This window comes from Corallincola platygyrae (genome assembly GCF_039544265.1).
GTDB lineage: Bacteria > Pseudomonadota > Gammaproteobacteria > Enterobacterales > Neiellaceae > Corallincola > Corallincola platygyrae.
The window spans coordinates 525,704-550,197 of record NZ_BAABLI010000008.1; the positions used below are offsets into that span (position 1 = coordinate 525,704).

General features: G+C 49.7%; 20 protein-coding genes. 8 read left to right on the forward strand and 12 right to left on the reverse strand.

The window, feature by feature from the left end:
• Nucleotides 1-6: 6 nt before the first annotated feature.
• Together ABEA14_RS07770 and ABEA14_RS07775 are read right to left on the reverse strand one after the other, a co-directional pair.
• On the reverse strand, nt 7-1,674 hold the full coding sequence (locus ABEA14_RS07770; RefSeq protein WP_345339341.1) for a flagellar assembly protein A: 1,668 nt from the start codon (nt 1,672-1,674) through the stop codon (nt 7-9).
• A 130-nt stretch (nt 1,675-1,804) separates the two neighbouring features.
• Nucleotides 1,805-2,536, reverse strand: coding sequence for a helix-turn-helix domain-containing protein (locus tag ABEA14_RS07775; RefSeq protein ID WP_345339342.1), 732 nt, complete (start codon nt 2,534-2,536; stop codon nt 1,805-1,807).
• 120 nt (nt 2,537-2,656) lie between these two features.
• Between ABEA14_RS07775 and ABEA14_RS07780 the strand changes: the two genes are divergently transcribed.
• The 3 genes from ABEA14_RS07780 to ABEA14_RS07790 all read left to right on the forward strand — a co-directional run bounded on the left by ABEA14_RS07780 (nt 2,657) and on the right by ABEA14_RS07790 (nt 8,146).
• Complete coding sequence (locus ABEA14_RS07780; RefSeq protein ID WP_345339343.1) at nt 2,657-6,106, forward strand: acyl-[ACP]--phospholipid O-acyltransferase; 3,450 nt, start codon at nt 2,657-2,659, stop codon at nt 6,104-6,106.
• A 167-nt stretch (nt 6,107-6,273) separates the two neighbouring features.
• Complete coding sequence (locus tag ABEA14_RS07785; protein WP_345339344.1) at nt 6,274-6,765, forward strand: cupin domain-containing protein; 492 nt, start codon at nt 6,274-6,276, stop codon at nt 6,763-6,765.
• Between the two features lie 169 nt (nt 6,766-6,934).
• Nucleotides 6,935-8,146: a uracil-xanthine permease family protein gene (locus ABEA14_RS07790; RefSeq protein WP_345339345.1), complete on the forward strand. Its 1,212-nt coding sequence runs from the start codon at nt 6,935-6,937 to the stop codon at nt 8,144-8,146.
• Between the two features lie 76 nt (nt 8,147-8,222).
• On the opposite strand, the gene upp is transcribed toward ABEA14_RS07790, so the two are convergent.
• Nucleotides 8,223-8,852: a uracil phosphoribosyltransferase gene (gene upp, locus ABEA14_RS07795; RefSeq protein ID WP_345339346.1), complete on the reverse strand. Its 630-nt coding sequence runs from the start codon at nt 8,850-8,852 to the stop codon at nt 8,223-8,225.
• Between the two features lie 175 nt (nt 8,853-9,027).
• Here upp and ABEA14_RS07800 point away from each other — a divergent pair, with 175 nt between their 5' ends.
• From ABEA14_RS07800 to ABEA14_RS07815, 4 genes are all read left to right on the forward strand, one after another.
• Nucleotides 9,028-9,228, forward strand: coding sequence for a hypothetical protein (locus tag ABEA14_RS07800; RefSeq protein ID WP_345339348.1), 201 nt, complete (start codon nt 9,028-9,030; stop codon nt 9,226-9,228).
• Between the two features lie 282 nt (nt 9,229-9,510).
• Nucleotides 9,511-11,067, forward strand: coding sequence for a Re/Si-specific NAD(P)(+) transhydrogenase subunit alpha (locus ABEA14_RS07805; protein ID WP_345339419.1), 1,557 nt, complete (start codon nt 9,511-9,513; stop codon nt 11,065-11,067).
• A gap of 12 nt (nt 11,068-11,079) precedes the next feature.
• Nucleotides 11,080-12,489, forward strand: coding sequence for a Re/Si-specific NAD(P)(+) transhydrogenase subunit beta (gene pntB, locus ABEA14_RS07810; protein WP_345339349.1), 1,410 nt, complete (start codon nt 11,080-11,082; stop codon nt 12,487-12,489).
• Between the two features lie 171 nt (nt 12,490-12,660).
• Nucleotides 12,661-13,704, forward strand: a complete 1,044-nt coding sequence (locus ABEA14_RS07815) for a GMP reductase (protein WP_345339350.1) — start codon at nt 12,661-12,663, stop codon at nt 13,702-13,704.
• Nucleotides 13,705-13,783: 79 nt separating this feature from the next.
• Here the strand turns inward: ABEA14_RS07815 and ABEA14_RS07820 are convergent, their stop codons facing one another.
• The 5 genes from ABEA14_RS07820 to ABEA14_RS07840 all read right to left on the reverse strand — a co-directional run bounded on the left by ABEA14_RS07820 (nt 13,784) and on the right by ABEA14_RS07840 (nt 17,750).
• Complete coding sequence (locus tag ABEA14_RS07820) at nt 13,784-14,239, reverse strand: methylglyoxal synthase (protein WP_345339351.1); 456 nt, start codon at nt 14,237-14,239, stop codon at nt 13,784-13,786.
• Nucleotides 14,240-14,255: 16 nt separating this feature from the next.
• A complete protein-coding gene (locus ABEA14_RS07825) occupies nt 14,256-16,409 on the reverse strand; it encodes a cation:dicarboxylate symporter family transporter (RefSeq protein ID WP_345339352.1) in 2,154 nt (717 codons plus the stop codon).
• A gap of 106 nt (nt 16,410-16,515) precedes the next feature.
• Nucleotides 16,516-16,842 (reverse strand): antibiotic biosynthesis monooxygenase family protein, encoded by a 327-nt coding sequence (locus ABEA14_RS07830; RefSeq protein WP_345339353.1) that lies wholly within the window; start codon nt 16,840-16,842, stop codon nt 16,516-16,518.
• 148 nt (nt 16,843-16,990) lie between these two features.
• Nucleotides 16,991-17,563, reverse strand: a complete 573-nt coding sequence (locus ABEA14_RS07835; protein ID WP_345339354.1) for a PDZ domain-containing protein — start codon at nt 17,561-17,563, stop codon at nt 16,991-16,993.
• Nucleotides 17,544-17,750 carry a hypothetical protein gene (locus tag ABEA14_RS07840; RefSeq protein ID WP_345339355.1) on the reverse strand — a complete coding sequence of 69 codons (207 nt, stop codon included), beginning with the start codon at nt 17,748-17,750 and terminating at the stop codon, nt 17,544-17,546. The genes ABEA14_RS07835 and ABEA14_RS07840 overlap by 20 nt, the downstream gene beginning before the upstream one ends.
• A 260-nt stretch (nt 17,751-18,010) precedes the next feature.
• On the opposite strand from ABEA14_RS07840, the gene ABEA14_RS07845 reads away from it, so the two are divergent.
• On the forward strand, nt 18,011-18,526 hold the full coding sequence (locus ABEA14_RS07845; protein WP_345339356.1) for a YbjN domain-containing protein: 516 nt from the start codon (nt 18,011-18,013) through the stop codon (nt 18,524-18,526).
• A 6-nt stretch (nt 18,527-18,532) separates the two neighbouring features.
• On the opposite strand, the gene bshA is transcribed toward ABEA14_RS07845, so the two are convergent.
• The 4 genes from bshA to ABEA14_RS07865 all read right to left on the reverse strand — a co-directional run bounded on the left by bshA (nt 18,533) and on the right by ABEA14_RS07865 (nt 24,443).
• On the reverse strand, nt 18,533-19,672 hold the full coding sequence (bshA, locus tag ABEA14_RS07850; RefSeq protein WP_345339357.1) for an N-acetyl-alpha-D-glucosaminyl L-malate synthase BshA: 1,140 nt from the start codon (nt 19,670-19,672) through the stop codon (nt 18,533-18,535).
• 244 nt (nt 19,673-19,916) lie between these two features.
• On the reverse strand, nt 19,917-21,083 hold the full coding sequence (locus tag ABEA14_RS07855) for a 3-phosphoglycerate dehydrogenase family protein (RefSeq protein WP_345339358.1): 1,167 nt from the start codon (nt 21,081-21,083) through the stop codon (nt 19,917-19,919).
• Between the two features lie 98 nt (nt 21,084-21,181).
• Nucleotides 21,182-22,297, reverse strand: coding sequence for a phosphoserine transaminase (locus ABEA14_RS07860; protein WP_345339359.1), 1,116 nt, complete (start codon nt 22,295-22,297; stop codon nt 21,182-21,184).
• Between the two features lie 190 nt (nt 22,298-22,487).
• On the reverse strand, nt 22,488-24,443 hold the full coding sequence (locus tag ABEA14_RS07865) for a DUF4382 domain-containing protein (protein ID WP_345339360.1): 1,956 nt from the start codon (nt 24,441-24,443) through the stop codon (nt 22,488-22,490).
• Between the last annotated feature and the right edge of the window lie 51 nt (nt 24,444-24,494).

The following is a 24,494-nucleotide window of genomic DNA, read 5'->3' on the forward strand; positions in this document are numbered from 1 at the left end:
AGCAACCTAAAGTGGCGTAATCTGCAATCCCTCGGCGGTCAGTTTGATGGTCGAGGGGCCATAATCTCGCTCGCTGGTAACACGGGAACGACCAAACTGGACGGTCAGTCGTGAGTGCAGTTTGCTATGGGCCGTTACTCTGCACTCTTGTTGCAGACGGATTAGCTCGCGCTTTAATTGGTCTACTTCAGTTTGCAACTGACCAACTTCCGCCTTGGCTGCCTTGTATTCATCCACGGCGGTTTTCAGCATTGGCAGCATATCGGGGCTTCCAGCAGACTTGAGCTGCTTAATGATGGTGGCGTTTTCAACCACTTCAGATGAGACTCGTTTCAGCTCTCTGGCAGACTCCTGCACGTGTGCTTTGATGGCCGAGAGTTTGTAGGACATGTCTACCATGGTTTTGGCGCCAGCGGTGGTACCTATCTCTCCCGAGATGATTCTTTCGCCCACCTGAGCTTTGCCACCCAATAGCTTTCCTCTTGGCATCTCTTCGTCACCAAGCAGCAGCGTTTCCATCGCTTTGATATCACAATGGCTGGCCTGTCTTTTCAGGGCTACATTCCTTCCTGCCTTAAGTGAGGCATATTGTGCAAAATTTGCCGCAACGTCGACATTCGCTGTGACATGACAATTGAGGTGGTCCATATGACTTTGGCCTTCTTCAATCTCATGTTCGATTGGACGGCCAATGATGCCCTTGGCGATGGTTATACTGCCTGTGGCATTGAGTGTTGCTGAGCTGACACTGCCGCCAACGGTGATATCTCCACCACTTTCGATTTCCATTCCTTCGCCAACATCACCCTCGATGATGACAGAGCCTTTAAAACGGACATGACCTGTGGTGACATCGACCTTGGCAATGACTAGTACGTCATCAACCATCATGCCGTTTTCAATTTCGACAGGTACACCCTCTCTATCTGACTCGAGTAGGTTGGGGTTGGCGTCATTAAATCTTGTGCCGCTACCCGCATTGAGCGGGGGTTGTTTGCCTGGGACTGGAGGTATGGGCTTACCACAAACATCGGTGCCTGCTGCGCCTTCGGTGGCGGGTACTCGTTCCATCAGCGGGGTGCCAGTGGCTACAGTGACCAGATCTCCCAAGTCGCGCATATCAACACTGCCATCTTCTTTTTCTCGAGGGCGGAGCACACGATCTTTGGCCGTTCTGGCTAGTTGTTTGACGACACCATCTTCACCAGCCTTGGGTGGCTTACCATGTGCCACAACAGACTGGAACACTTCACCTGGTGCAATGGTTTTAAGGTGAGCAGCAATTTTTTCAAGTTTGGTTTGGTTAATTCCGAAGCTGACCTCTTCCGCAGTCAGTTGGTAGTGAAGCGCTTCCAGGTCGATTTGGTTTCCGCCAAATGCACCCGTGACTTCAATGCCTGCAATCATGCGGTCATCGCTTATTGCAACGCGAAGCTGGGCGTCACGCTTCTCTGCTACGGGAATCTCAAATGATTTGTCGTCTGAGGGGGGCTGCGTGAGCTGCAGCGCGAGCTGCTCGATCGCTTCTTCTACGGAGGTTTCGAGAAAATAGTAGGCGGCAAAAGGCGAAGTGCTCAACGCCTCTTTCAATTCTTCAAGTGTAGGGAGGTCCGTCTCTTCAATATTTTCGATCAGCCAGCTTACCTTGCTGGCATCTTCATTTGGCTTAAACATTGCCGCCCCACGCTATACATCTCACAGTATAAGCTACTGTTCTAAAAACATTCGATCCAGCAGGGAGTAGTTAAATCGCGACCCGCTTTACAAAAATTTTACTTTAAGGAGTTGTAAACAATTTAAAACGTTATTTCCTAAACTTATTAAATTCGCTGAATTGCCAGCGTCGATAGGCCATTACCAGCGTAGTGCCGTGCTTTTGGGAGATAGGTAACCGGCGCTGTGTCTGGTTAAGTTGTACGAACTTTTGTTCTACTTTTGTTAACTCTTCACTCAACTGATAAAGGGCGTCATCACTCAACATGCCGTTAATACAAACCAGTTGGCTGGTGTTGTCGTTAAAACCATGTTGAAAGAACTCCTTTTCAACACTTTCTCTGAAGAAGGTTTGGATGGGCCCCCGGGATAACCAGCGGAAAGTGGTGCTGACCAGGATCCTGATGCGATTTCCTGGCAGCAACTCGATGATCCCCATGCGATCCAGCTCCGCCAATTTGTTGATTAACGTATGGCTGTCCAAATCGTAGTGTTCGAGCAACTCCTCGAATTGCCAGAAATTCAGTGCACTGACAGCAATCAAGAGAAGTAAGGGATCACTGACCAGTGTCTGCTCCTGCTCAAAGCTCAATTGATCGAGTTTGGGACGAAGGTGTTCCATCGTTTCCAGCAGGGCAAACAGATCAGTCCCCAACCAGGAGCAAATCGTTTCGATTCTCTGAACGGTTAGAGCGCCCTGAGAAAACAGACGTTTGACCGATGGCTCCGACAATTGCAGGCATTGTGCAACATCGGCGTAGGTTTTTTGTTGCTGTTTAAGTATGGTTTTCAGTGCCAGGTGGAGCTGTTTAGTTTGATTCATCTTGAAAGTATCAAATAGTGATACGAATGGTCGTAAGATAAGGCGTTTGGAAGAGAGATGTATTGCTCTTGGTCTTATTTCCTTAATCTGACCTCATATATTTGGTCATGGAGCTAGCAAATGATGCGAATTAAGGGATACCTACCTTACTTGGTTATGGTGTTTCTGAATGCTTTTGTCGACTTAGGGCATAAGATTGTTATTCAGAACACCATTTTCAAAACCTATGATGGCACTACACAAGTGGTGTTAACTGCCATTATCAACGCGCTGATCTTATTACCCTTTATCTTACTATTTTCGCCATCCGGATTTATTTCAGATAAATACCCCAAACACAGAGTCATGCAGTTCAGCGCCTGGGCCGCGGTGGTTGTCACCTTAGGGATCACGGCCTGTTATTACCTTGGGTGGTTTTGGGCCGCTTTCGCGCTCACCTTCCTACTGGCGCTGCAAAGTGCCATCTATTCACCCGCCAAGTATGGCTACATCAAAGAGCTGCTGGGTAAAGAGCGACTGGCACGCGGCAATGGCGCTGTGCAGGCGATCACCACGATCAGTATCCTCGGGGGCATTTTTGCCTACTCGATCCTGTTTGAAATGCGTCTGAGTGGTGTCGATATCCAACAGAAAAGTCAGCTGTTACAAGAGATTGCACCGTTAGGTTGGAGTCTGGTGGCGTTTTCTATTGTTGAGTTGTTGATGGCTTACCGTTTGCCTCAAACGCAACCTACAGATACCCAAATGCAGTTTGATTTTAAGGCCTACCGAAAAGGGCAGTACCTGCTGCGCAATCTGGGAACGATAAAAAAGAACGATGTCATCTGGCTATCGATTGTTGGTTTGACTGTATTTTGGGCGGTGTCGCAGGTGATGCTGGCGGCATTTCCAGCCTTTGCCAAAGAAACACTAAGTGAAGATAACACCGTGGTGATCCAGGGGCTGCTGGCGTGTTCAGGTATTGGCATCATGCTTGGTTCATTGCTAGCGGGCAAAATTTCAAAACATCATATTGAAACCGGCACCATTCCGATGGGGGCCGCGGGCGTTGCGTTGGGTCTGTTTCTGATCCCTCACTTTGACTCTACCATGGCATTTGGCCTTATCTTTATCATGATCGGCATGGCAGGTGGTTTGTTCATTATTCCCCTGAATGCGCTGATTCAGTTCCATGCGCCGGAAGAGGAAAACGGCCGAATTCTTGCTGGTAACAACTTTGTCCAAAACGTGGGCATGTTGAGCTTCCTTATTCTCACTATTCTGTTGGCGACCATTGGTATAGATGGGGCTGCTCTGATTTGGTTGTTGTGTGGTGTCGCGACTTTAGGCGCCATTTATACAGTCGCTAAGCTGCCGCAATCGCTTGTTCGGTACCTTTTGCTGGTGCTGGCATCGTCTGGCTACCGCTTGCGCGTTAACGGGTTCAGAAATATTCCTGAGCAGGGCGGCGTGCTGATGCTTGGCAACCATATCAGTTGGATTGACTGGGCGCTGATCCAGATCGCCAGCCCACGCCCAGTTCGCTTTGTGATGGAAAAAAGCATCTACAACCGTTGGTATCTGACTTGGTTTTTCCGTCTGTTCGATGTGGTGCCTATCGCCAAGGGCGACTATCGCAAATCAGTTGAGCGTATCTCTGAGCTGTTGAATCAAAGGGAAGTGGTCTGCCTGTTCCCGGAAGGTACCATCAGTCGTAATGGTCAGTTGGCTGAGTTTAAACACGGTTACACCAAAGCCGCGGCCAAAGCCGATGAAGAGGTGAAGATCCTGCCGTTCTACCTGCGTGGTATGTGGGGAAGTCGTTTCTCCCGCGCCAGCAACAAACTTCGTGACAGCCGTCAGCAAGGTCGCCGTCGAGATGTAATGGTCTGTTTTGGTCAGCCCATGCCAATTACTACTCAACCAGAACAACTGAAACAGCGGGTGCTGGAGCTTTCTGTCCCCGCGTGGGATGACTATACGCAGCATTTACCATCAGTGCCTGCCGCATGGGTTCGCAGCGCTGCGCGCATGGGCTCTGAAAACCTCCTGATAGACAGTGATGGCAAGGCTTTGTCCGGACATAAAGCGTTGGCGGTCACCAGCTGGTTAGGTAGTAATTTGGTGAAAGGCGTTAAGCACAGCCGGGTTGGAGTGCTTTTGCCGTCCAGCAATGGCGGTGCGTTGACCAATATGGCGTTACTGATGCAGGGCAAAGAGGTGGTTAACCTCAACTATACGGCACCGGTAACGACCATGCGGAACTGTGCTGAAAAAGCCGGATTGACGCGTATTGTGACGTCACAGCGGTTCGTCCGTCAGTTGGAAAAGCGTGGCATAGCAATTCAGGCATTACTGGAACAGGTGGATGTTATCTACCTGGAGCAACTGTTCGCGGGAATGTCGAAAGTTGGCATCTTATGTCGACTGGGTTTGATTAAATTACTGCCTGTACCGCTATTGCAGCGGCTGATGGTCGCTCGCGTTGCGCCTGAACAAGTTGCCGCCATCCTATTCTCGTCTGGCAGTGAAGGCGAGCCAAAAGGTGTACAGCTTACTCATAAGAATTTGATGGCCAATATCAAACAGGTATCTGATCTGCTCAATACCCAGGATCAGGATGTAATGATGGGCTCGTTACCTCTGTTCCATGCATTTGGCTTAACCGTAACCACGCTTATGCCGATGATCGAGGGGATCCCTCTGGTGTCACATCCAGATCCGACGGATGTGGGACGTATCAGTAAAGCGATCGCTCGGCATGGTGCCACCATGTACTGTGCCACCTCCAGCCTGCTTCGTCTGATGACCCGAAGTAACCAGTCTCATCCATTGATGCTGAAATCTCTGCGACTGGTTGTTTCTGGTGCTGAGCGTTTGGATCCCAAAGTGCGTGAAGGGTTCCAGCAGAAGTATGGCTTGGATGTCGTGGAAGGGTATGGCACCACAGAAACGACGCCGGTCGCCAGTGTGAATATTCCGGATCAGCTGGATACCCGCTATTGGTATGTGCAGAAAGGTAACAAACCCGGCACCGTAGGCATGCCTTTACCCGGCAGTAGTTTCCGCATCGTTGATCCAGAAAGTCATGAGACCTTAGGGGTTAATGAAGAGGGTATGATTCTGATTGGTGGCGCTCAGGTGATGAAAGGCTATCTGGATGACCAAGAAAGAACCAATAACACCATCATTGAACTGGATGGGATCCGTTGGTATATCACTGGAGATAAAGGCAAGTTGGATGAAGATGGCTTTTTGACCGTTGTCGACAGGTATTCACGTTTTGCCAAGATCGCTGGGGAGATGATCAGCTTGTCTGCGGTTGAGCAGGCTCTCACTGATTATCTGACGGAGCAAAATGATGAATTGTCTTTACTGGTCGTGAGTGTTCCAGATGATAAAAAAGGCGAGAAGTTAGTCCTCCTGAGTGAACAGACGATCACCCTTGAATCTATTCGTGAGGGAGTAAAGCAGGGGGCGCTGACAAACCTTTATCTTCCTACCAAGGTGCTTCAGCTGCCTGAGCTGCCTAAGCTGGGCAGTGGTAAGTTGGACTATCAGTCAGCGAAACGCTTAGCGTTAGAAAGTTAAACCAAGTCAGTAAACTGACATTTAAAACGGGAGCTGCTCAGCTAGACTATTGAGTACTCCCGTTTTTAATTGTGAATAGTTTATTGTTGTTTGATCTGTATTTATGCGCATTAGCCGTCTTTTAATGCATATTTACTCAAAATTAATAAGCCTAGGTCGTGATTCGTATGAAACTTTCCCGTTATGTTTATACCGAGCAGGAGTTCCACCAAATAGATGAAACGCCTGTCTATCACCAAGCCGTTGATAGCGCTGTATTTAAACGCGGTGAAGAGGTCGCTACGGTTAAGTATCACCCTTGCCATCCAAATCCTGACTTTGAAGACTATCGCAAAGGTGAGGGCACAGTTTGGACCAAGTGGCTCTTCAGTGAAGATGCCAATAAAGCTGAAGGGTTGTCGGAATGTGGCATCAACATGTTTGCCGACTTCTATATGGAGCCGGGGTCGAGCATTGGATTGCATCAACATTCGGACAAGGAAGAGATCTACTATGTGCTTGAAGGTTCAGTCACAATGTTGGTTGAAGATCCTGAGCACGGCTCATCTGAAGTGACCCTGATGCCGGGTGATGCGCATCTGGTTAAACTTGGCCAGTCTCATGCCGCTGTTGCCAGCAGTGAAGGCGCGCGCATTGTTACCGTGAGTGTTACGCGTTAACCCAATCAGCTTTATCATTTCGCAGCTTTTTATTCGGATTATTCGGAAAGCTGCGTTCCCCGCCTCTGAGCAGAACAAATGCCACTAAAGTTACCAATCTGATATATCTCAATTGGAAACGTTAACAATTCTGGTACCCTTGACCGGTTTTGTTAATTAGGGATGCGTTATGAACTTTACTATGCCTCTGCTGGGGGCGCAGATCCTGCTGACCGCGTTCGGTGCACTTGTGCTGGTACCGATCCTGACTGGTCTGTCACCCAATATTGCGCTGTTGGGCGCAGGTCTTGGTACTTTGATCTTTCAACTTTGTACCAAGCGTCAGATTCCTATTTTCTTAGGAAGTTCCTTTGCCTTCATCGCGCCTATTCAGTTGGGTGTCGCCCAGTTTGGTTTGGCGGCCACCCTGGGTGGTTTGATGGCTGCTGGTTTTGTATTTGTCTTGGCCAGTGGTTTAGTGCGTCTGCGTGGTATACAGGTGATTGAGAAGTTGCTTCCTCCTGTGGTAGTTGGTCCGGTGATTATGGTGATTGGTCTCGCGTTGGCACCTGTGGCGGTCAATATGGCACTGGGTAAAACGGGTGATGGTGCAGTTCAATTGGTTGATTTGGATATTGCCCTAATTATCTCGACAGTCGCGCTGCTGACGACCGTTGGCGTGGCAGTGTTTGCCAAAGGTTTGCTGAAGCTGATGCCAATTATTGCTGGAGCCGTCGTTGGTTATGTACTGGCACTTATTCTTGGTGTCGTTGATTTTGCACCCGTTGGTGAAGCTGCCTGGCTTGCGGTGCCAGATTTTACGGCTCCTGCATTCGATTGGCGCGCTATCCTGCTGATTGCACCTGTAGGCTTGATTGTTGTGGTGGAACACTTTGGTGACATCCTCGCGATCAGTAATGTGACAGGCAAAAATTACGTCGAAAAACCGGGTATCGATAAATCTCTTTTAGGTGATGGTTTAGCAACTATGGCGGCCGCCAGCTTCGGTGGACCACCGGTGGTAAGTTACGGTGAGTGTACTGGTGCGGTTGCTCTGACTAAGGCGTTCAATCCAGTCATCATGACCTGGGCAGCCTGTTTTGCCATTGCGCTGGCATTCGTTGGTAAGACCGGTGCACTGCTGCTGACCATTCCTGTGCCTGTGATGGGCGGTATTCTTTGCCTGTTGTTCGGTTCTATTGCCGCTATCGGTATGAATACTTTGGTACGTAATAAAGTTGACCTGGCGAAAGCACGTAATCTGGCGATCGTTTCTATCACCTTGGTATTTGGTATCGGTGGGATGAGCATCAGTGCAGGTGACTTCACCCTGAAAGGTGTCGGCCTATGCGGTATCGTGGCGATTATACTGAATCTAGTATTGCCAAAAGAGAAAGCCTGATCGACTTGCTTTAAAATACGATAAAAAAGCCGCCTGTAGAATTTATCTGCAGGCGGCTTTTTAGTTTCTGTGTTGGTTACTTGGTTCCGAAGATCTTGTCTCCAGCGTCCCCAAGGCCAGGCATGATGTAGCCTTTGTCGTTCAGGTATTCGTCCACAGATGCGACGTAGATGTCGACGTCTGGGTGCGCAGCTTCCAGCTTGGCAATACCTTCTGGAGAGGCGACCAGGAACAAGCCCATGATTTGGGTGCAACCTTTCTGCTTCAGCAGGTCGATGGTTGCGATAAGTGTGCCACCCGTTGCCAGCATGGGATCGAGGATCAGCGCTGTGCGCTCTGGAACATCGGCAACGATCTTGTCGAAGTAAGCCACAGGCTCCAGGGTTTCTTCATCACGATAAAGCCCAACAACGCTCACCTTAGCGTTAGGAATAAGGCTGATAACTCCGTCCAGCATGCCAAGACCTGCACGCAGAATAGGAACCAGTGTTATCTTTTTACCCTTGATGTTCGTCACCGGAACGCTTGCGCCGCTCCAGCTTTCCACATCAATAGTTTCAGTTTCTAAGTGGCGTGTTGCTTCATAGGTCAGAAGGGTGCCGATCTCACCACAAAGCTCACGAAAATGTTTGGTGCTGATATCTTTTACCCGCATCAACCCCAGTTTGTGTTTTACCAGAGGATGTTGGATTTCATAAACCGCCATTTCAGCGTCTCCAGAGATAAATTGTTACGGTGCGAGTTAATAGCATAGTTGGTTGGCCATCACTTTGATTTTCCCCAAGACAATCCGCCGATTGACTAGGTATCCTGCGCCAGCCGTCTACACTTTGGTGACGGTCACGAGTATATCGTGATTTTGTTAGCACACGGAGATTGAAATGAAACAACTATTGGCTATGTTGATGGCTGTTGGATTGATGACGGCTTGTGCCGGTACATCTGAGCAAGAAGCGCCTGCGGCTGAGGCGAAACCTACTGCAAAACAAGAGAAGGCGACGTGCCAGGTTGATAGTGATTGTAAGACCGATTATGGCATGTGTATTAAACCTGAAGCGGCAGATTACGGCTACTGTCTCTAATCAGGAGCTGAGGGTGAATTCACCCTCAGCTATCAATTTGTTACTGGTCTAGTTTGCTGACCAGATGCGTCGATATAGAGTGCGCTGTAATAAATTTTCAAAAACTACTGTCTTTTTAGTGAAATCTTGGAAAAACGGTAGGAAATTTTCCTGATTGAGTGTATAAATATTCAGGTTTTTTGCATATTAAATTAAAAGTTGGTGTGAAATTGACCTGTTTAGGTGATTTCAAAACCAGCTTACTACGGGATTGTAACGAATGTTCAGGAGGTTTTCATGGCTATGAAAATCGGTGTGCCACGCGAAGTTCTCCCGGGCGAGCAGCGAGTTGCTTTGACCCCGGATACCGCAACTAAGCTGCAAAAGCTTGGTTTTGAAGTCAGTATTCAGTCGGGTGCCGGTGCACCTGCCAGCTTCACCGATGAGGCCTATCAGGCTGAGGGCGTTGAAGTCGTCGCAGATGCCGAAGCGCTATGGTCAGGTGCAGATATTATATTCAAAGTAAATGCACCTATGATCGACCCGGAAACGGGTAAAGATGAAATCGAACTCACTAAAGAGGGTCAGACCCTGGTGAGTTTCTTCTGGCCTGCGCAGAATGAAGACCGCCTGAAAGCGTTTGCTGACAAGAAAGTTAACTTGTTGGCGATGGACAGCGTTCCACGTATTTCCCGTGCGCAGTCGTTAGATGCGCTGAGCTCAATGGCCAATATCTCTGGTTATCGTGCAGTGGTTGAAGCGGCACACGAGTTTGGCCGTTTCTTCACCGGTCAGATCACAGCGGCCGGTAAAGTACCTCCAGCAAAAGTTTTGGTTATTGGTGCGGGTGTTGCCGGTCTGGCAGCGATCGGTGCCGCAGGCAGCCTGGGGGCGGAAGTACGCGCATTCGATACACGCCCTGAAGTGGCTGAACAGATCGAATCCATGGGCGGCACCTTCCTCGCGCTGGACTATGAAGAAGAAGACACTGGTGCAGGCGACGGCTACGCCAAAGAGATGTCCAAGGCCTTTATCGAAGCTGAAATGAAGCTGTTCGCAGAACAGGCTGCAGAAGTTGACATCATCATCACCACCGCCGCTATTCCAGGTAAACCAGCGCCTAAGCTGATCACCGCTGAAATGGTTGAAGCAATGAAGCCTGGCAGCGTGGTTGTTGACCTGGCCGCGTTGACCGGTGGTAACTGTGAATTGACCGAACCCGGCCAAACCGTGGTTAAGCACGGTGTGACCTTGATTGGCTATACCGACTTCCCATCACGCTTGCCTGCACAATCCAGTCAGCTTTACGGTACTAATCTGGTTAACCTGATGAAGCTGCTGTGCCTGGAAAAAGACGGCACCATCGATATCAACTTCGAAGATGAAGTGTTGCGTGGTGTGACTGTTGCTAAAGAGGGTGAAGTGACCTGGCCTGCGCCACCGATCAAGGTGAGTGCTCAGCCACAACAACCCGCTGAGCAGGCAGAGCCAATCGTTCATGAAGAGCCTAAGTCGAAACCATGGGTTAAACCTCTGCTGCTGGCGGTAGGTGCTGGCCTGTTTGGTTTGGTCGCGCACAGCGCACCGGCAGACTTCCTTGCTCATTTCACTGTATTCGTACTGGCTTGCATCGTGGGTTACTACGTGGTGTGGGGTGTTGCCCATGCACTGCATACGCCGTTGATGAGTGTAACCAACGCGATTTCGGGCATCATCATCCTTGGTGGTTTGGTGCAGATGAATTCTGACAGTCCGCTAATTCTGGCGCTCTCTGGGTTCGCAATCATGATCGCCACGATCAATATCGTTGGTGGATTTACCGTGACGCAGCGCATGCTGAAGATGTTCCAGCGCGACTAAGGAGAAATACGCATGTCACAAGGTTTGTTGGTAGCTGCGTATTTGATCGCAGCTGTATTATTCATCATGTCCCTGGCGGGACTGAGCAAGCATGAAACAGCCAAAGCCGGTAACCTTTATGGTATCGCCGGTATGATTATCGCTATCGTGGCGACCTTCGCCAGCGTAGAGATGAGCGGCATCACCTGGCTGACCGGCGCGATGCTGGTAGGTGCGGCTATCGGTGTTGTACTGGCGCTGAAAGTTGAAATGACTGAGATGCCTCAGCTGGTCGCTATCCTACATAGCTTTGTAGGTTTGGCTGCGGTACTGGTTGGTTTCTCAAGTGCAATTGCTGCCCACCCTGAGCCAGGCTCAGCTGCCGCGCTGGCGCAGACGCTGACTCAGTCTTCAGTAGAGAAAACGATTCACGATGTAGAAGTTTTCCTGGGTATCTTCATTGGTGCAGTGACCTTCACTGGCTCTGTCGTTGCTTTCGGTAAACTGCACGGTGTGATGAGCAGCAAGCCACTGAGCTTGCCTGGTAAACACTTCCTGAACCTGGGTATGGTCATTGCATCTATCGCTTTGGGCGCATGGTATATGCAGACGGGTAACATGCTGCCGCTGGTTATCATGACCTTCATCGCTTTTGTGTTTGGTTATCACCTGGTTGCCGCTATCGGCGGAGCTGATATGCCTGTCGTGGTTTCCATGCTGAACTCTTATTCAGGATGGGCTGCAGCAGCCGCAGGTTTCATGCTGTCAAACGACCTGTTGATTATCACGGGTGCCTTAGTTGGTAGCTCGGGTGCGATCCTCTCTTACATCATGTGTAAGGGTATGAACCGCTCTTTCATCAGTGTGATTTTGGGTGGTTTTGGTACCGAAGGTGGCACCATGGCCGGTGATGGTGAAGTGGGCGAGTACCACGAAACCACAGCCGAAGATGTGGCTGATATGTTGAACGGTGCCAAGAGCGTGATTATCACCCCAGGATACGGCATGGCGGTAGCTCAGGCGCAGTATCCAATTGCTGATATCACCAAGAAACTGCGTGATAAAGGTATTGATGTTCGCTTCGGTATTCACCCGGTTGCGGGTCGTCTGCCTGGCCACATGAACGTTCTGTTGGCAGAAGCGAAAGTGCCATATGACGTGGTTATGGAGATGGACGAGATCAATGATGATTTCGGCGATACTGATGTGGTATTGGTGATTGGCGCCAACGATACAGTAAACCCTGCGGCAAAAGAGCCTGGCAGCCCTATTGCAGGCATGCCGGTACTGCACGTATGGGAAGCTGAGAACGTGATTGTATTTAAGCGTTCCATGGCAACGGGTTATGCTGGGGTACAAAACCCACTGTTCTTCAACGACAATAGCAAAATGTTATTTGGCGATGCGAAGGATAGTGTGGATAATATCCTCAAAGCGCTATAAGCAAATTCCTTCAGAAAAGGGGCCCTATTCAGGGCCCCTTTTTTATGGGGGCCTATGAAACGGCGGTTAGACCCCTGCTGAAATATATTGATTGTTTGTTCTGCCTCAATTCTTCCAGCTGCTACTCTTTGCTACAGTCCGCCGGTTTGTTTACTTACCAGAGGTTTTACCATGCGCATTGAATCTGACATCAAGTTAGGCTTCAAAGATGTTCTTATCCGTCCTAAGCGCTCTACGCTTAAAAGTCGTTCTGAAGTCGAGCTTGTGCGCACCTATCGCTTCCACAACAGTGGTAAAGAGTGGACAGGTGTACCAGTGATTGCGGCCAACATGGATACAGTGGGCACATTTGAAATGGCGACAGCATTGGCGGAGCACCAAATGCTGACAGCTATCCACAAGCATTACACTATCGAGCAGTGGGCAGAGTTCCTGGCCAACAGCGACGAGTCTATTTACAACTACATCATGGTCAGCACGGGTACCTCTAAAGCTGATTTTGACAAGCTGGGTGAGATCCTGGCAAATCATCCAAAGCTTCAGTTCATCTGTATCGATGTTGCCAACGGCTACTCAGAAGCTTTCATTGAATATGTGCGCAGCGTGCGCGAAACCTATCCAGAGATCACCATCATGGCGGGCAACGTTGTGACGGGTGAGATCGTTGAAGAACTGATCCTGGTAGGTGCCGATATCATCAAAGTCGGTATTGGTCCTGGTTCAGTTTGTACTACGCGTGTTAAGACCGGTGTCGGCTATCCTCAGCTGTCTGCGGTTATCGAATGTGCAGATGCGGCTCACGGTATGGGTGGCCATGTTGTTTCAGATGGTGGCTGTGCCTGTGCTGGTGACGTAGCCAAAGCTTTTGGCGGCGGTGCTGACTTCGTAATGATTGGCGGCATGTTTGCGGGTCATGATGAGTCAGGTGGTGAACTGGTTGAGCGTGACGGCAAACAGTACAAACAGTTTTACGGCATGAGCAGCGCGACAGCGATGAAGCGCCATTCTGGTGGTGTCGCTGAATACCGTGCGTCAGAAGGCAAAACAGTATCAGTGCCTTACCGTGGACCGGTGATTCAAACCATTCAGGACATTCTTGGTGGTGTGCGCAGTGCCTGTACTTATGTGGGTGCACGCCAGCTTAAAGAGCTGACCAAGCGTATGACCTTCATTCGCGTACAAGAGCAAGAAAACCAGATCTTCGGCAAAGAGTAATGTTTGCTGATGATTAATTAAAAAAGCCAGGCAATAAGCCTGGCTTTTTGGTTTTTGGCGCGCCTCAAAACAAAAGCGTCTAGGTTCGCTTATCCAGATAACTCTGATAATCAGGGATCCTGGTGCTGTAGGCGTGTTTCATCAAATCGGAGTCGATGAGAAAGTCCGCCGTCGCCTGATTGGTTGCTACCGGAATATTCCATACGGCCGCGAGGCGCAGCAATGCTTTGACATCTGGGTCGTGGGGCACCGCATCCAGTGGGTCCCAGAAGAACACCAGCATATCGACTTTGCCTTCGGCAATCAGGGCACCCAGCTGCTGGTCTCCCCCCATCGGGCCACTCAGCAAACTATTGACCGGCAACTCCAACTTTTGCTCCAGCAGCTTTCCTGTCGTACCTGTCGCCAACAGGCTGTGCTCCGATAGCTGGGCTTTGCGTAACAAAGCCCATTCCAATAGCTCGGGTTTCATATGGTCGTGGGCAACCAGAGCGACACGTTTGTGTGCCGGAAGCTCACGTTCAGTTTTCTGCATGATTTGCTTGTCCTTTTTACTCCACCCAGCCCAATACGTCTTTAATGACTGACCAGCGCGGAACCTGTTGTTTAGCCCCTTTACCGAGGATCCAGAACTCATACTCGGTATTGACCAAACCTTCTGTTTTCTTCAGCGCCAACCAGCTGTTGAGGTAATACAGCAAGCTGTAATTACCGTTCGCGACTGCGTAAGCGACTGGGAACTTATAATCAGAGCCTTCAGGTACCACCACGCCGTAATCAGGATAGAGAATGCTCCAGGCATAACCCGCTTCAGCAGATATCAGCAGTGCGTCATAAATCTCTTTGGGCTGGTTGAAGTACTCCAGATAGCTGTTAAGTTGGAAAACCTTGATATCCGGCCGTGCTGCTTGAATACGGTCGCGGAATTGTTCCTGTCCGACAATGGCTATTTTCAGTCCGCTGGTTTCTCTCAGGTACTGCAGACTGGAGAATTGCTTGAGGCGGTAATCTTTCGCCACCAGCGCCATGTGAAGATCCAGCACTGGATCAGAGAACTGCAGCTTATCCATGATCGCCGCATCCATCGCAATGCCAGAGACCGCAATATCGATGTGAGCCTGATTCAGCGTGATATCTATTTTCTGCGGGTCATAAGGGATCAGCTCAATTTCGACACCCAACTCATCAGCAAAGCTGTTCATCAGTGCGATATCCATGCCTACGACGTTTTCTTGTTCGTTGAAGTAGGTGAAAGGCGCATTTTTAGGCAGGTAACCGACTCTTAACACGCCACGTTTAATAATGGCTTGTAGGTTGGCAACCGGACCTGATGCTTGATTCAGTTTCGGGTAACTGTCTTTAACCGCCGTCGGCACCTCTTTGACAACACTCATGCGTTCGAGCAACTCGGACGTATTTTCCCCTTCACTGATAATAAAGCCGGCCATCATTCGGGTGGACACAATCATTAGTACCAAGCCTGCCACTAGCGTGATGCCTGCTTTGATTAAGTGTCCGGTTCCAACTTTCCACTGCTTTTGGATGAGTGCCGTTGTCAGTAGACCAAAGATAAGCAGGTGCATCACGGCTACCAGGCTGTTGAACTTGCCGGTAATAAAGGAGGAGACCAGAAACAGCTGATATAAATCCGCAGGTAGTTGCAGGCTGTTAAGCATAAATGGAATAGCGGCGTGTACCGAGCCAAACAGACTCAGCAAGCCACTCAATGCCAGCATGGGATAGTCGGAGAACGCGACATCTTTGCCGGTAAACCAGCCGCAGAAAAGGACGAAGAAAATAACGGTGAGCTTGCCTGCATTGGGGAACGTAAACGCAATAGGCAGCAATACATCCAGATGGCCGTCGGTCTCTTTACCTTTTAATTGTTTCTCTTCGAAAAGCTTTTTCGAGCCTTCAATTAGTACAGGCAGGACAATGAATATATTGCCGGTAGCAAATGCAGTCACCAGCGAGTCTCGACTGACTTTCATTACTTCCCGGTAACTGAATGGCGTGATGGCCGCGACAATGGCCGGGAATATCCAGAAACTCAACGCCAGGCAGAGCAGGGCATAAGCGACCAGAAACACCTGCAGCGACGCAAACTCGTCGACGGTCAGGGTGCCCGACGCGCCTGCTGCCGAGGCAAATACGCCCACGGGCAAGGTTTTAACCATAAAGGTTGTTACCCGAGACAGACCCTTTCCTATCACATCCATCAATGAGATCACCGATTCCCTGCCATCCATATTGATAAATGCGATACCCAAAGCGATGGAGAAGATCACCACCGCAGGAATTGCACCTATCGCCAGCGATTTAAATGGATTGGCTGGGATATAAAGGTCGTAATAGTTGACCGGAGGTGGTGAGGTGACCACGGAAGTGCTGAAAAATGAGGCTGTAGTGACTTCAGGGAAAGCAAAGGGCAGTACCAAAATGCCAACCAATGCCAGCCCCCAGATAATCAACATCACGATGCCTGCTTGAGAAAAAAGCAGTTTGGCTGCTTTCCCCTCGAGACGCCCGATGCCACTGATCAGTGACACGGTGACGTAGGGCAAAATAGTCATCTGCATCAGCAAGATCACGCCTGTGCCTATCCACTCCATCCAACCTACCATCTCGCCAAAAAACAATCCGACGGCGATACCGGCAAACATGGCGAGAAGAATCAGGGAAGACAGGGAGAGCTTAAATTTCATGTCGTGTCCTTGAGAATGCGACCTTTAGCCAAACAAACCACCGTCTTAAACGGTGGCTTGAATCAATAAAATCAATCATTAAGTATATTTGGCGAAAGGAAAAGTTCTAAATAAGAGAGTCCATTTCCGGCTGTTTATCTTGAATCAGATCCAGCATGGGTACCATGGTTTGAGGGGGGTAGACTCTGATGATGGCGTCTACCATTTTTAAGCGTGCTTCCTGATCGCTGTCGTCTATGCTGTGGGCCGCCTGCCAATGATCCTCTGTTGGCCAGATAGAGTAGGAGCACCATGTGCCATCACTGCATTTATGTAGTCGGGAACCCTGCGCGCCATAGTGGGTGACATTACGCTGGATAATCTCGCTCCATCCCTGCTCGAATTGCTGTTCTTTGCCTTCCTTGAGCTGCCATCGGTTAATCACTATAAACATCATCCACTCCTTTACACCTGACGGTTAGTCGTACCATCCTGTAAACAGAACAGCTTGTTTGCTGATGTTTTTACAGGGTGGTAATACTAAACATAGCATCATGAGGGAATTCTTCATGTGATCAATGCATTACATAACTCTTGCAGGATCAGCGGTGAATGGTTTCTGGTAGCCGAAGGTGTGCTTCAAAATCACATCGATCCTGACCATAACTCTGTCGATTGGCATTAGAAAAGGACCTGGCGCTACCACGATTGGGGTCGAAGTAACGGATAAAACTCTCGACTTGGATTTCGTTGCCCTCCCGCCACAAGGTGACTTCGAAGTAATGTTCTGCCGGTTGTGAATGAACATAGGCAATCATTTCGTCCGTCGAATCAAACCTGATACCGTCGATATGGGTGATTTCGTCACAGGGATGCAGGCGAGACAATTCTGCGGGGCTGTTGTGGACAATGGCATTTACCAAGATGCCACGGTAAGAGAAATCATACTTTTCTCTAAACTGATTTGAATAGTGGCTTTGCAGGATCACGCCCCAGAACGGATAAGTAGGTGTTGCCGCTTTAGCGCTGGGGTCTTCGCTATCTGAGCTGGCAAGGGCAACAGAGCTCATCACGGTCAAGGCAAAAGTGGTCCAAGCGACCAAAAACAGTGTTGATACTCTTGCTCTGACAGAAGAGGTTGAGCTCGTCGCCCTATTATTTGGATAAATAGCCATTGGTGATCTCTTTCAGTTCGACTTTGCCGCGGCCTTCGGCTAGATAGAGGGAGTTACACTCTCTGATAACCTCGCGGACATCCTCCGGGGTCATGGTGTATTCGAGTGGCCAAGGATCGCTGGGATCAACCTTTGAGAAGGTTAAGCGAAGAAGAGACAATGTTTCGTCAACGAGATAGAGACTCACAATAACATACTCCTTTGTTATCGGCTTTCCTGCGCCACCCTGCGCCTATGCTTGTTATAGCGCTCCAGTTGGAATTTAGCCAGCCAAAATCATAGGCTCACAAGAGTTTCAGAGATCTCTTACAAAGCGATGGGCGAAATTCTTCACTTGGTGTCAGAGAAGCGCTTGTTTCATCACATATTTCAAACACCTGTTGCCCTAATCTTTTCTCTTAGTCGTTGTTTTCCTAAATTGAATCTGATTGATCTAAAGGAGTCTCTATGTGGCGTATTTTTTGCCCGTTGCTAATCACCCTGCTATTTGCCGCTCCGAGTTGGGCGGGGCCCTCTAAAACGCAGGTGAAAGCTGCCCTCGAAGTTTTGCAGGAAGCTGTGGATGACATGGGAGGCTCAGGCTTAGTCAAACGCTACTCTTTGGCGGAGCTGGAAAATCTGATTAGAGCTGAAGGCTATAAGAATATTCGTGTCCGTGAGAGTGGCAGTATCATCTTTGCCCATGACGACACCAATTACATGTTGCAGCTTTATGATGATGGCGATCTACAGCTCTATTATGGCGCATCTGGACTGTCTGTAACGGTGCACGATATGAACGAATGGAATGTCAGTAAACGGCTTTCTCGTGCCTATATCGACAGTGATGGCGATCCTGGACTGGAATCTGACCTGCTTGCCAACGGTGGCCTGTCAGAAGAGATTGTGAAGCAGTTTATTGGCGTGTTTGTAAACACGTCTGCTCCAGCCTTTGAAGAGTATATTCGCGAGCGGAGCCAATAAAAGCTACTAATCAACAAGGCTGTAATAGAGCGCTTCGTATTGGCTCATGATTGCCTCTTCGGAAAACTCCTCCAGAATCTTGGGGGCGTTTTCCTTCATCTCTCTCAGCTTCGGCGGGTTGTTTAGCAGACAGCGTATTTTTCGTCCCGCATCGATTGGGTTGGTGGCCTCACAAAGCAGGCCGTTTTCACCTTCAATCACTACTTCAGGTATACCACCGACTTTGGTTGCAACTGTGGGCACGTTCTGAGCAAAACCCTCCAGCAACACTAAACCAAAACTCTCCTCTGCACTGAGTAACAAGTTGATATCACCAATGCCCAGCCAACGACCACACTGCTTAACCTTACCTGGGAATATCACTTTGTCGGAGATGCCTAAATAATGTGCCAGGTATTGGCAGTGCTTTTTCTGTGGGCCGTCTCCGAACATTACCAACTTGGCGTCATGGGTACGGCATACGCGATAAAACGCATCGATGATATCGTCCGTGCGCTTAACCGTACGGAAATTAGAGGCATGTACCAGTACATTCTCCGCTTCGGATATCCCCAGCGATGCACGCATCTCTTTGCGTTCTTCAGGCGTTATCTTGGGAAGCTTCTCCACTAAAAAGTTGTTGATTGTCTGAATATTGAGCTCTTCGCCATAGGTTTCCAGGGCCATATCTCTGAGATTATGAGAAACCGCGGTGATCGCATCGGCATTCTTCAATGCCCATTTAATAGGTGGGCGCATACTGGGGGTACGCCCCAGCTGTGACACATCGGTGCCGTGCAGGGTTATCACGAGTTTGCATTTTAGGTCACCGACCTGGCGTGCTATTTCAGCGCTTACTGCGTAAGGCACGGCGTAATGGCTGTGGATGATGTCGAACTCATGTTCACGGGCAAAACGCTCAAGGGTGCCCGTTGTTGCAAGGGTTTCAGGTGGACCAGAAAGCAACTCAGTAGCGGGCAGGTCAATCTTTACAAAAGTGAGATTTTCAGGCGCTTTGTCCAGTGCAAAGGGGGATTTGGTAGCAAATAGATGTATTAAATGTCCACGTTCAGCAAGGCGCATTGCAAGCGTGGTTGCCATAATGCTGGAGCCACCCATGCCAGCTCTGCAGATTATCGCAATTTTTAACTGCTTTTGTTCCACCACATCCTACTCCTTTGTGCTTTCAAATCCCCGCTTAACCTTTTGAGAGTAGCAGGAAAATTTGAATTCACCTGAAAACCTGCCTGGCGCCTAACTGGCGTCAGTATTCGCGTGATATCAGTATTGACGGCTGCAAGCCGTATGAGTTCCGTGATGAGAAAATTAACTGCCAAATGTTGCAGTTATATGTGTGTATAAAATAAGAAAAGCCTGCTTTCAGCAGGCTTTTGTCGTCGGAGTGGTATTTTTATACGGCGCGGACGTGGAACACATGTTCGACATTAGCAATCGCAGCCAGCAGTTCATTGTCTGGTGCCTGCTCAATATCGAGAATGGTATAAGCCACATCGTTACGGCTCTTATTCAGCAGATCGATTACGTTGATGTTCATATCTGCCAGCAACGCCAATACGTTACTCAGGACCTTGGGCACGTTGTCATTGGCAAAGGTCACTCGATAGCCCTTGGTGCGCTCCATGCGGATCTGCGGGAAGTTGACCGAGTTTTTGATGTTGCCGTTTTCCAAAAAGTCGATCAGCTGATTGGCACCCATAACAGCGCAGTTTTCCTCGGCTTCCACCGTGCTGGCACCCAGGTGAGGCAACTGCATCACTTTGTCATTGGCCATCAATAGTTGTGACGGGAAGTCACTGACATAACGACCGACTTGGCCATTTTCCAGCGCCACTACCAGCGCATCTGTGTCGACAATCTCGCCACGGGCAAAGTTCAGCAGTTTCAGGCCTGCTTTGGCTCCGGCAAGTGCTTCAGAATTGATCATGCCGCGGGTAGCATCAATGGCTGGAACGTGCAGAGTGACATAGTCGCAGCGGGATAGCAGTGAAGCCAGGTTTTCAGCACGTTGCACATCACTGGATAGACGCCAGGCGGCTTCGACGCTGATGGCAGGATCGAAACCGATCACTTCCATACCCAGCTCCAGGGCCATGTTAGCGACATTGGCACCAATCGCACCCAAGCCCACAACACCCAGCACCTTGCCGGTTAATTCGACACCCGAATAGGCTTTTTTGCCTTTCTCTACTTCTTTGTTCAGTTGTTCCGGTGCGGTGTCTGCCAGGCCTTTGACATACTGCATACCTTCGGCAATACCACGGCTACTGAGCAACAGACCTGCCAGTACCAGTTCTTTTACCGCGTTGGCATTAGCACCTGGCGTGTTGAATACCACAACACCTTCACGGGTGCATTCATCAATAGGAATGTTGTTTACACCGGCACCGGCACGGGCGATGGCATTGACTGACTGCGGGATCTCATCGATAGACAGTTTGTGACTGCGAAGCAGAATGGCATCTGGTTGAGAGATCTCAGAACTTACTTCATAGCTGTCACGGCTGAAACGATCCAGACCGCGACTGGCGATTTGGTTGTAGGTACGTATTTTTCGCATTGACTCCATCCAATCTTTTTTATTCTTGAGGCGTGTTCTATTGGCGCAGAGAACAGGGGGCTCTGCGCCAACTTCAGTTTTTAGGCGGTCGCCGCCTTTTAAGCGGTAACAGTCTCGTAGGCGTGTTTAAGCCAAGGCATCAGCGCTTCAAGGTCTGACGCTTCGACCGTGGCACCGCACCAGATCCGCAGACCTGCAGGGGCGTCGCGGTACGCACCGATGTCATAAGCCACAGCGGCTTCATCCAGCAGTTTGATGATCGCTTTGACCTGGTCTGCAGTGGCATCCAAGGTCAAACACACAGAAGTGTTTGAGCGGATCGCTTTGTCTGTCGCTAGGAAGTCGATCCAATTGTTTTCGGCAACAAATTTCTCAACGACTGCCAGGTTCTGCTCACTCTTGGCCACGGCTGCATTCAGGCCACCAATCTGCTCAACCCAGTTCATTGCATCTATGTAGTCAGCGACACACAGCATGGAAGGGGTGTTGATGGTGGCACCTTCAAAAATACCTTCGATAAGCTTGCCGCCCTTGGTCAGACGGAAGATCTTCGGAAGTGGCCATGCTGGGGTGTAGCTCTCCAAGCGCTCAACTGCACGAGGGCTCAGTACCAGCACACCGTGTGCGCCTTCGCCGCCCAATACTTTCTGCCAACTGAAGGTCGCAACGTCGATTTTTTCCCAAGGCATCTCCATGGCAAATACGGCGCTGGTGGCATCACAAAGGGTCAGGCCTTCACGGTCTGCTGCGATCCAGTCACCGTTCGGCACCTTGACACCAGAGGTTGTGCCATTCCAGGTGAATACCACATCGTTTGCTGAGTCGGCTTTGGACAGGTCTGGCAGCTGGCCATAATCGGCCAGATAGTTATTCACATTTTCGAGTTTGAGCTGTTTGACGATATCGGTCAGCCAGCCACTACCAAACGACTCCCAGTGAAAAACATCAATGGGACGCTGGCCCAGCAGCGACCACATCGCCATCTCCATCGCGCCGGTGTCTGAACCGGGTACGATGCCAACGCGGTAGCCTTCAGGCAGGCCAAGCAATTCATGGGTTTTCTCAATTGCCTGCTTCAGCATGGCTTTACCCGGCTTGGAACGGTGAGAACGGCCAAGAATACTGGTATCTAATGCACTGATATCGTAGCCAGGGCGCTTAGAACAGGGGCCTGAAGAAAAGTTAGGGTTGCTGGGTTTAGTTATAGGTGTCATCGGGTTACCTGCATAACAATTCAAAATAGGTGATTATTTGTGCAAACTGAATGCACTCTACCGCACCTTTTTGAGTTTGTCTTGCGAGCAAAACCCAGAATTGGAATAAAGCTGAGAGTTTGTTGATGTTAAATAATAAAAAACGACCCGACAATTTTCTTATCGGGTCGTTTTAGTGAGCTAGTTCAAGTTATTGAATTGCGGTTACCTCTCCGACTGGTGCACAACTCTCATCCGTTGACAGGTTACAACTGGTCTCGGTCGCTTCGCCAACGGTCACAGGGATGGTTGCGTCGACTGGCAGTGGAATGGTCAAGCCTTCAAAACTATCCGGATCATCCTCTGTGTCGCCGCAGTGCAGAGTCAACGTATGGGTGCCGACAGGAACAAAACCAAAGCTGAATGCGCCGCTTTCATCCGTGGCGACACTGGCAAAGGGCTCTATGGCAGTGACGTCTGGGTTGAGTTCTGGATCGTACTCATCGCCCAAGGTGCCCTCAGGGCTGCCAGCGTAAAGATAAACCACACTCATGGCATCAACGGCACTGCATTCGCTGCTGGCTGCAAGTGTATCGCCGACAAGACCTGAGATAGAGCCAGTACCTGCGTTGTCCACCAAACTCACACCGCGAGGCTTCAAAATGTAGCGGTCAGGACCCGGGTTATAGGTCATCGATTTGCGTAGGTTAAAGTCGATGGTGAGGTTAGAACCTGTATCACCCAGGCTGAATCCACCCAGCTTTAAGGTACCTGAGGGAAGCTTCAGGTCTTTGATGAAGGCTTCATCCTGAGGAGCATCACCCTCTGGAAGTTGTTCATTGACGTATGAGAAGTCGGTGTTTTCATCGATGACATCAAGCCAGACATCGTTGTAATCACCAGGATTCACGGTAACGCCATCAAGCAGAATAAACTGTTCGCCACCGGTATAGTCCAGCAGGTTCAGAGTAACAGTGTCCTTGTTCACCTTACCCTCTTCAGATGATGCATCGCAGCCTTCGTCGTCCATATCGCCCTCTTCAGCATCTACCAGGAAGCAATCAAACATCTGGTCGTCGTTACCTTCCTGTTTCAGGGTGATGAGATCCACAGTGATGACCACTTCATCTGCATCATCAACAGGTGCATCAGAGATACCCAGAGTGAGCGTTTCCATAGTGAGAGGGAAATCCTGCACTGTGTCTTGGCCTGCCGTCACTGTGACTTCAACAACGTTTCCTTCAGGCAGTGGGATAGTGATGCCATCATAGATATCGGGATCATCTCCTTCCTCTCCGGCATCACAGGCATAGGCCAGGGTATGAGTACCTGCAGGGACAAAGCCAAGTTCGTAGACATAATCACCTGAGTCTTCATCCATCGCTATGCCAGTGCTGGCAAACGGCGCAATGGCGCCATCTGGTGCGCCGTTGTTGGCTTCGTCAGGATCAAATTCATCAGCCAGCATTGACGCATCCAGTCCCGCCCCTGCATACAGGTAAACAATATGGCCGGAATCAGCGCACATGGGATCGGCCAGTACGGCATCCAAGTCTATTGTGCCCATCAGGGTGCCGGTATCGGCATTGTTTGCCAGGGAGACGCCGCGAGGTTTGAGGTTGTATTCATCCGGACCCGGTTTATAGGTCATCGATTTTCTGAGGTTAAACTCAATGGTGAAACTTTGTGGCGCATCTGCTGCTACTTCGAAGCCACCAAGCTTGAGTTCATCGCTGGGTACTTTGATGGATTTGATCGCACCATCTGTCTCTTCTACGTAGGAGAGTTCTACATCCTCATCCAAGATCTCTAGTAGCATATCGGAGTAGCTGCCGGCAGGAACTTCTTCGTCATCAATGATGATGAACTGGCTACCACCCTGAAATTCCAGCAGATCTATCTGTATGGTTTCGACATCATCAATCCCTTCATCTTCATTAGAGAAGGTTTCAAATACCAGGTCCTCTTCTCCTTCACGCCTCAGTGTGACGGTATCAATGGTGATCACGACTTTGTTGGCATCGTCGACCGGGGCATCTGATACACCCAAAGTGAAACCAATGGGCTCTTCAATGCCGCCATCTTCATCATCGTCATCATCGCTGCAACCACTGACCACAACTCCTGTGGCCAACATCAAGCACCAGATCCAGGATTTTGTATTCATACTCGTACCCCACGCTTTATGCGTTTGTCATTGTTCCGCTGCACAGAGCCA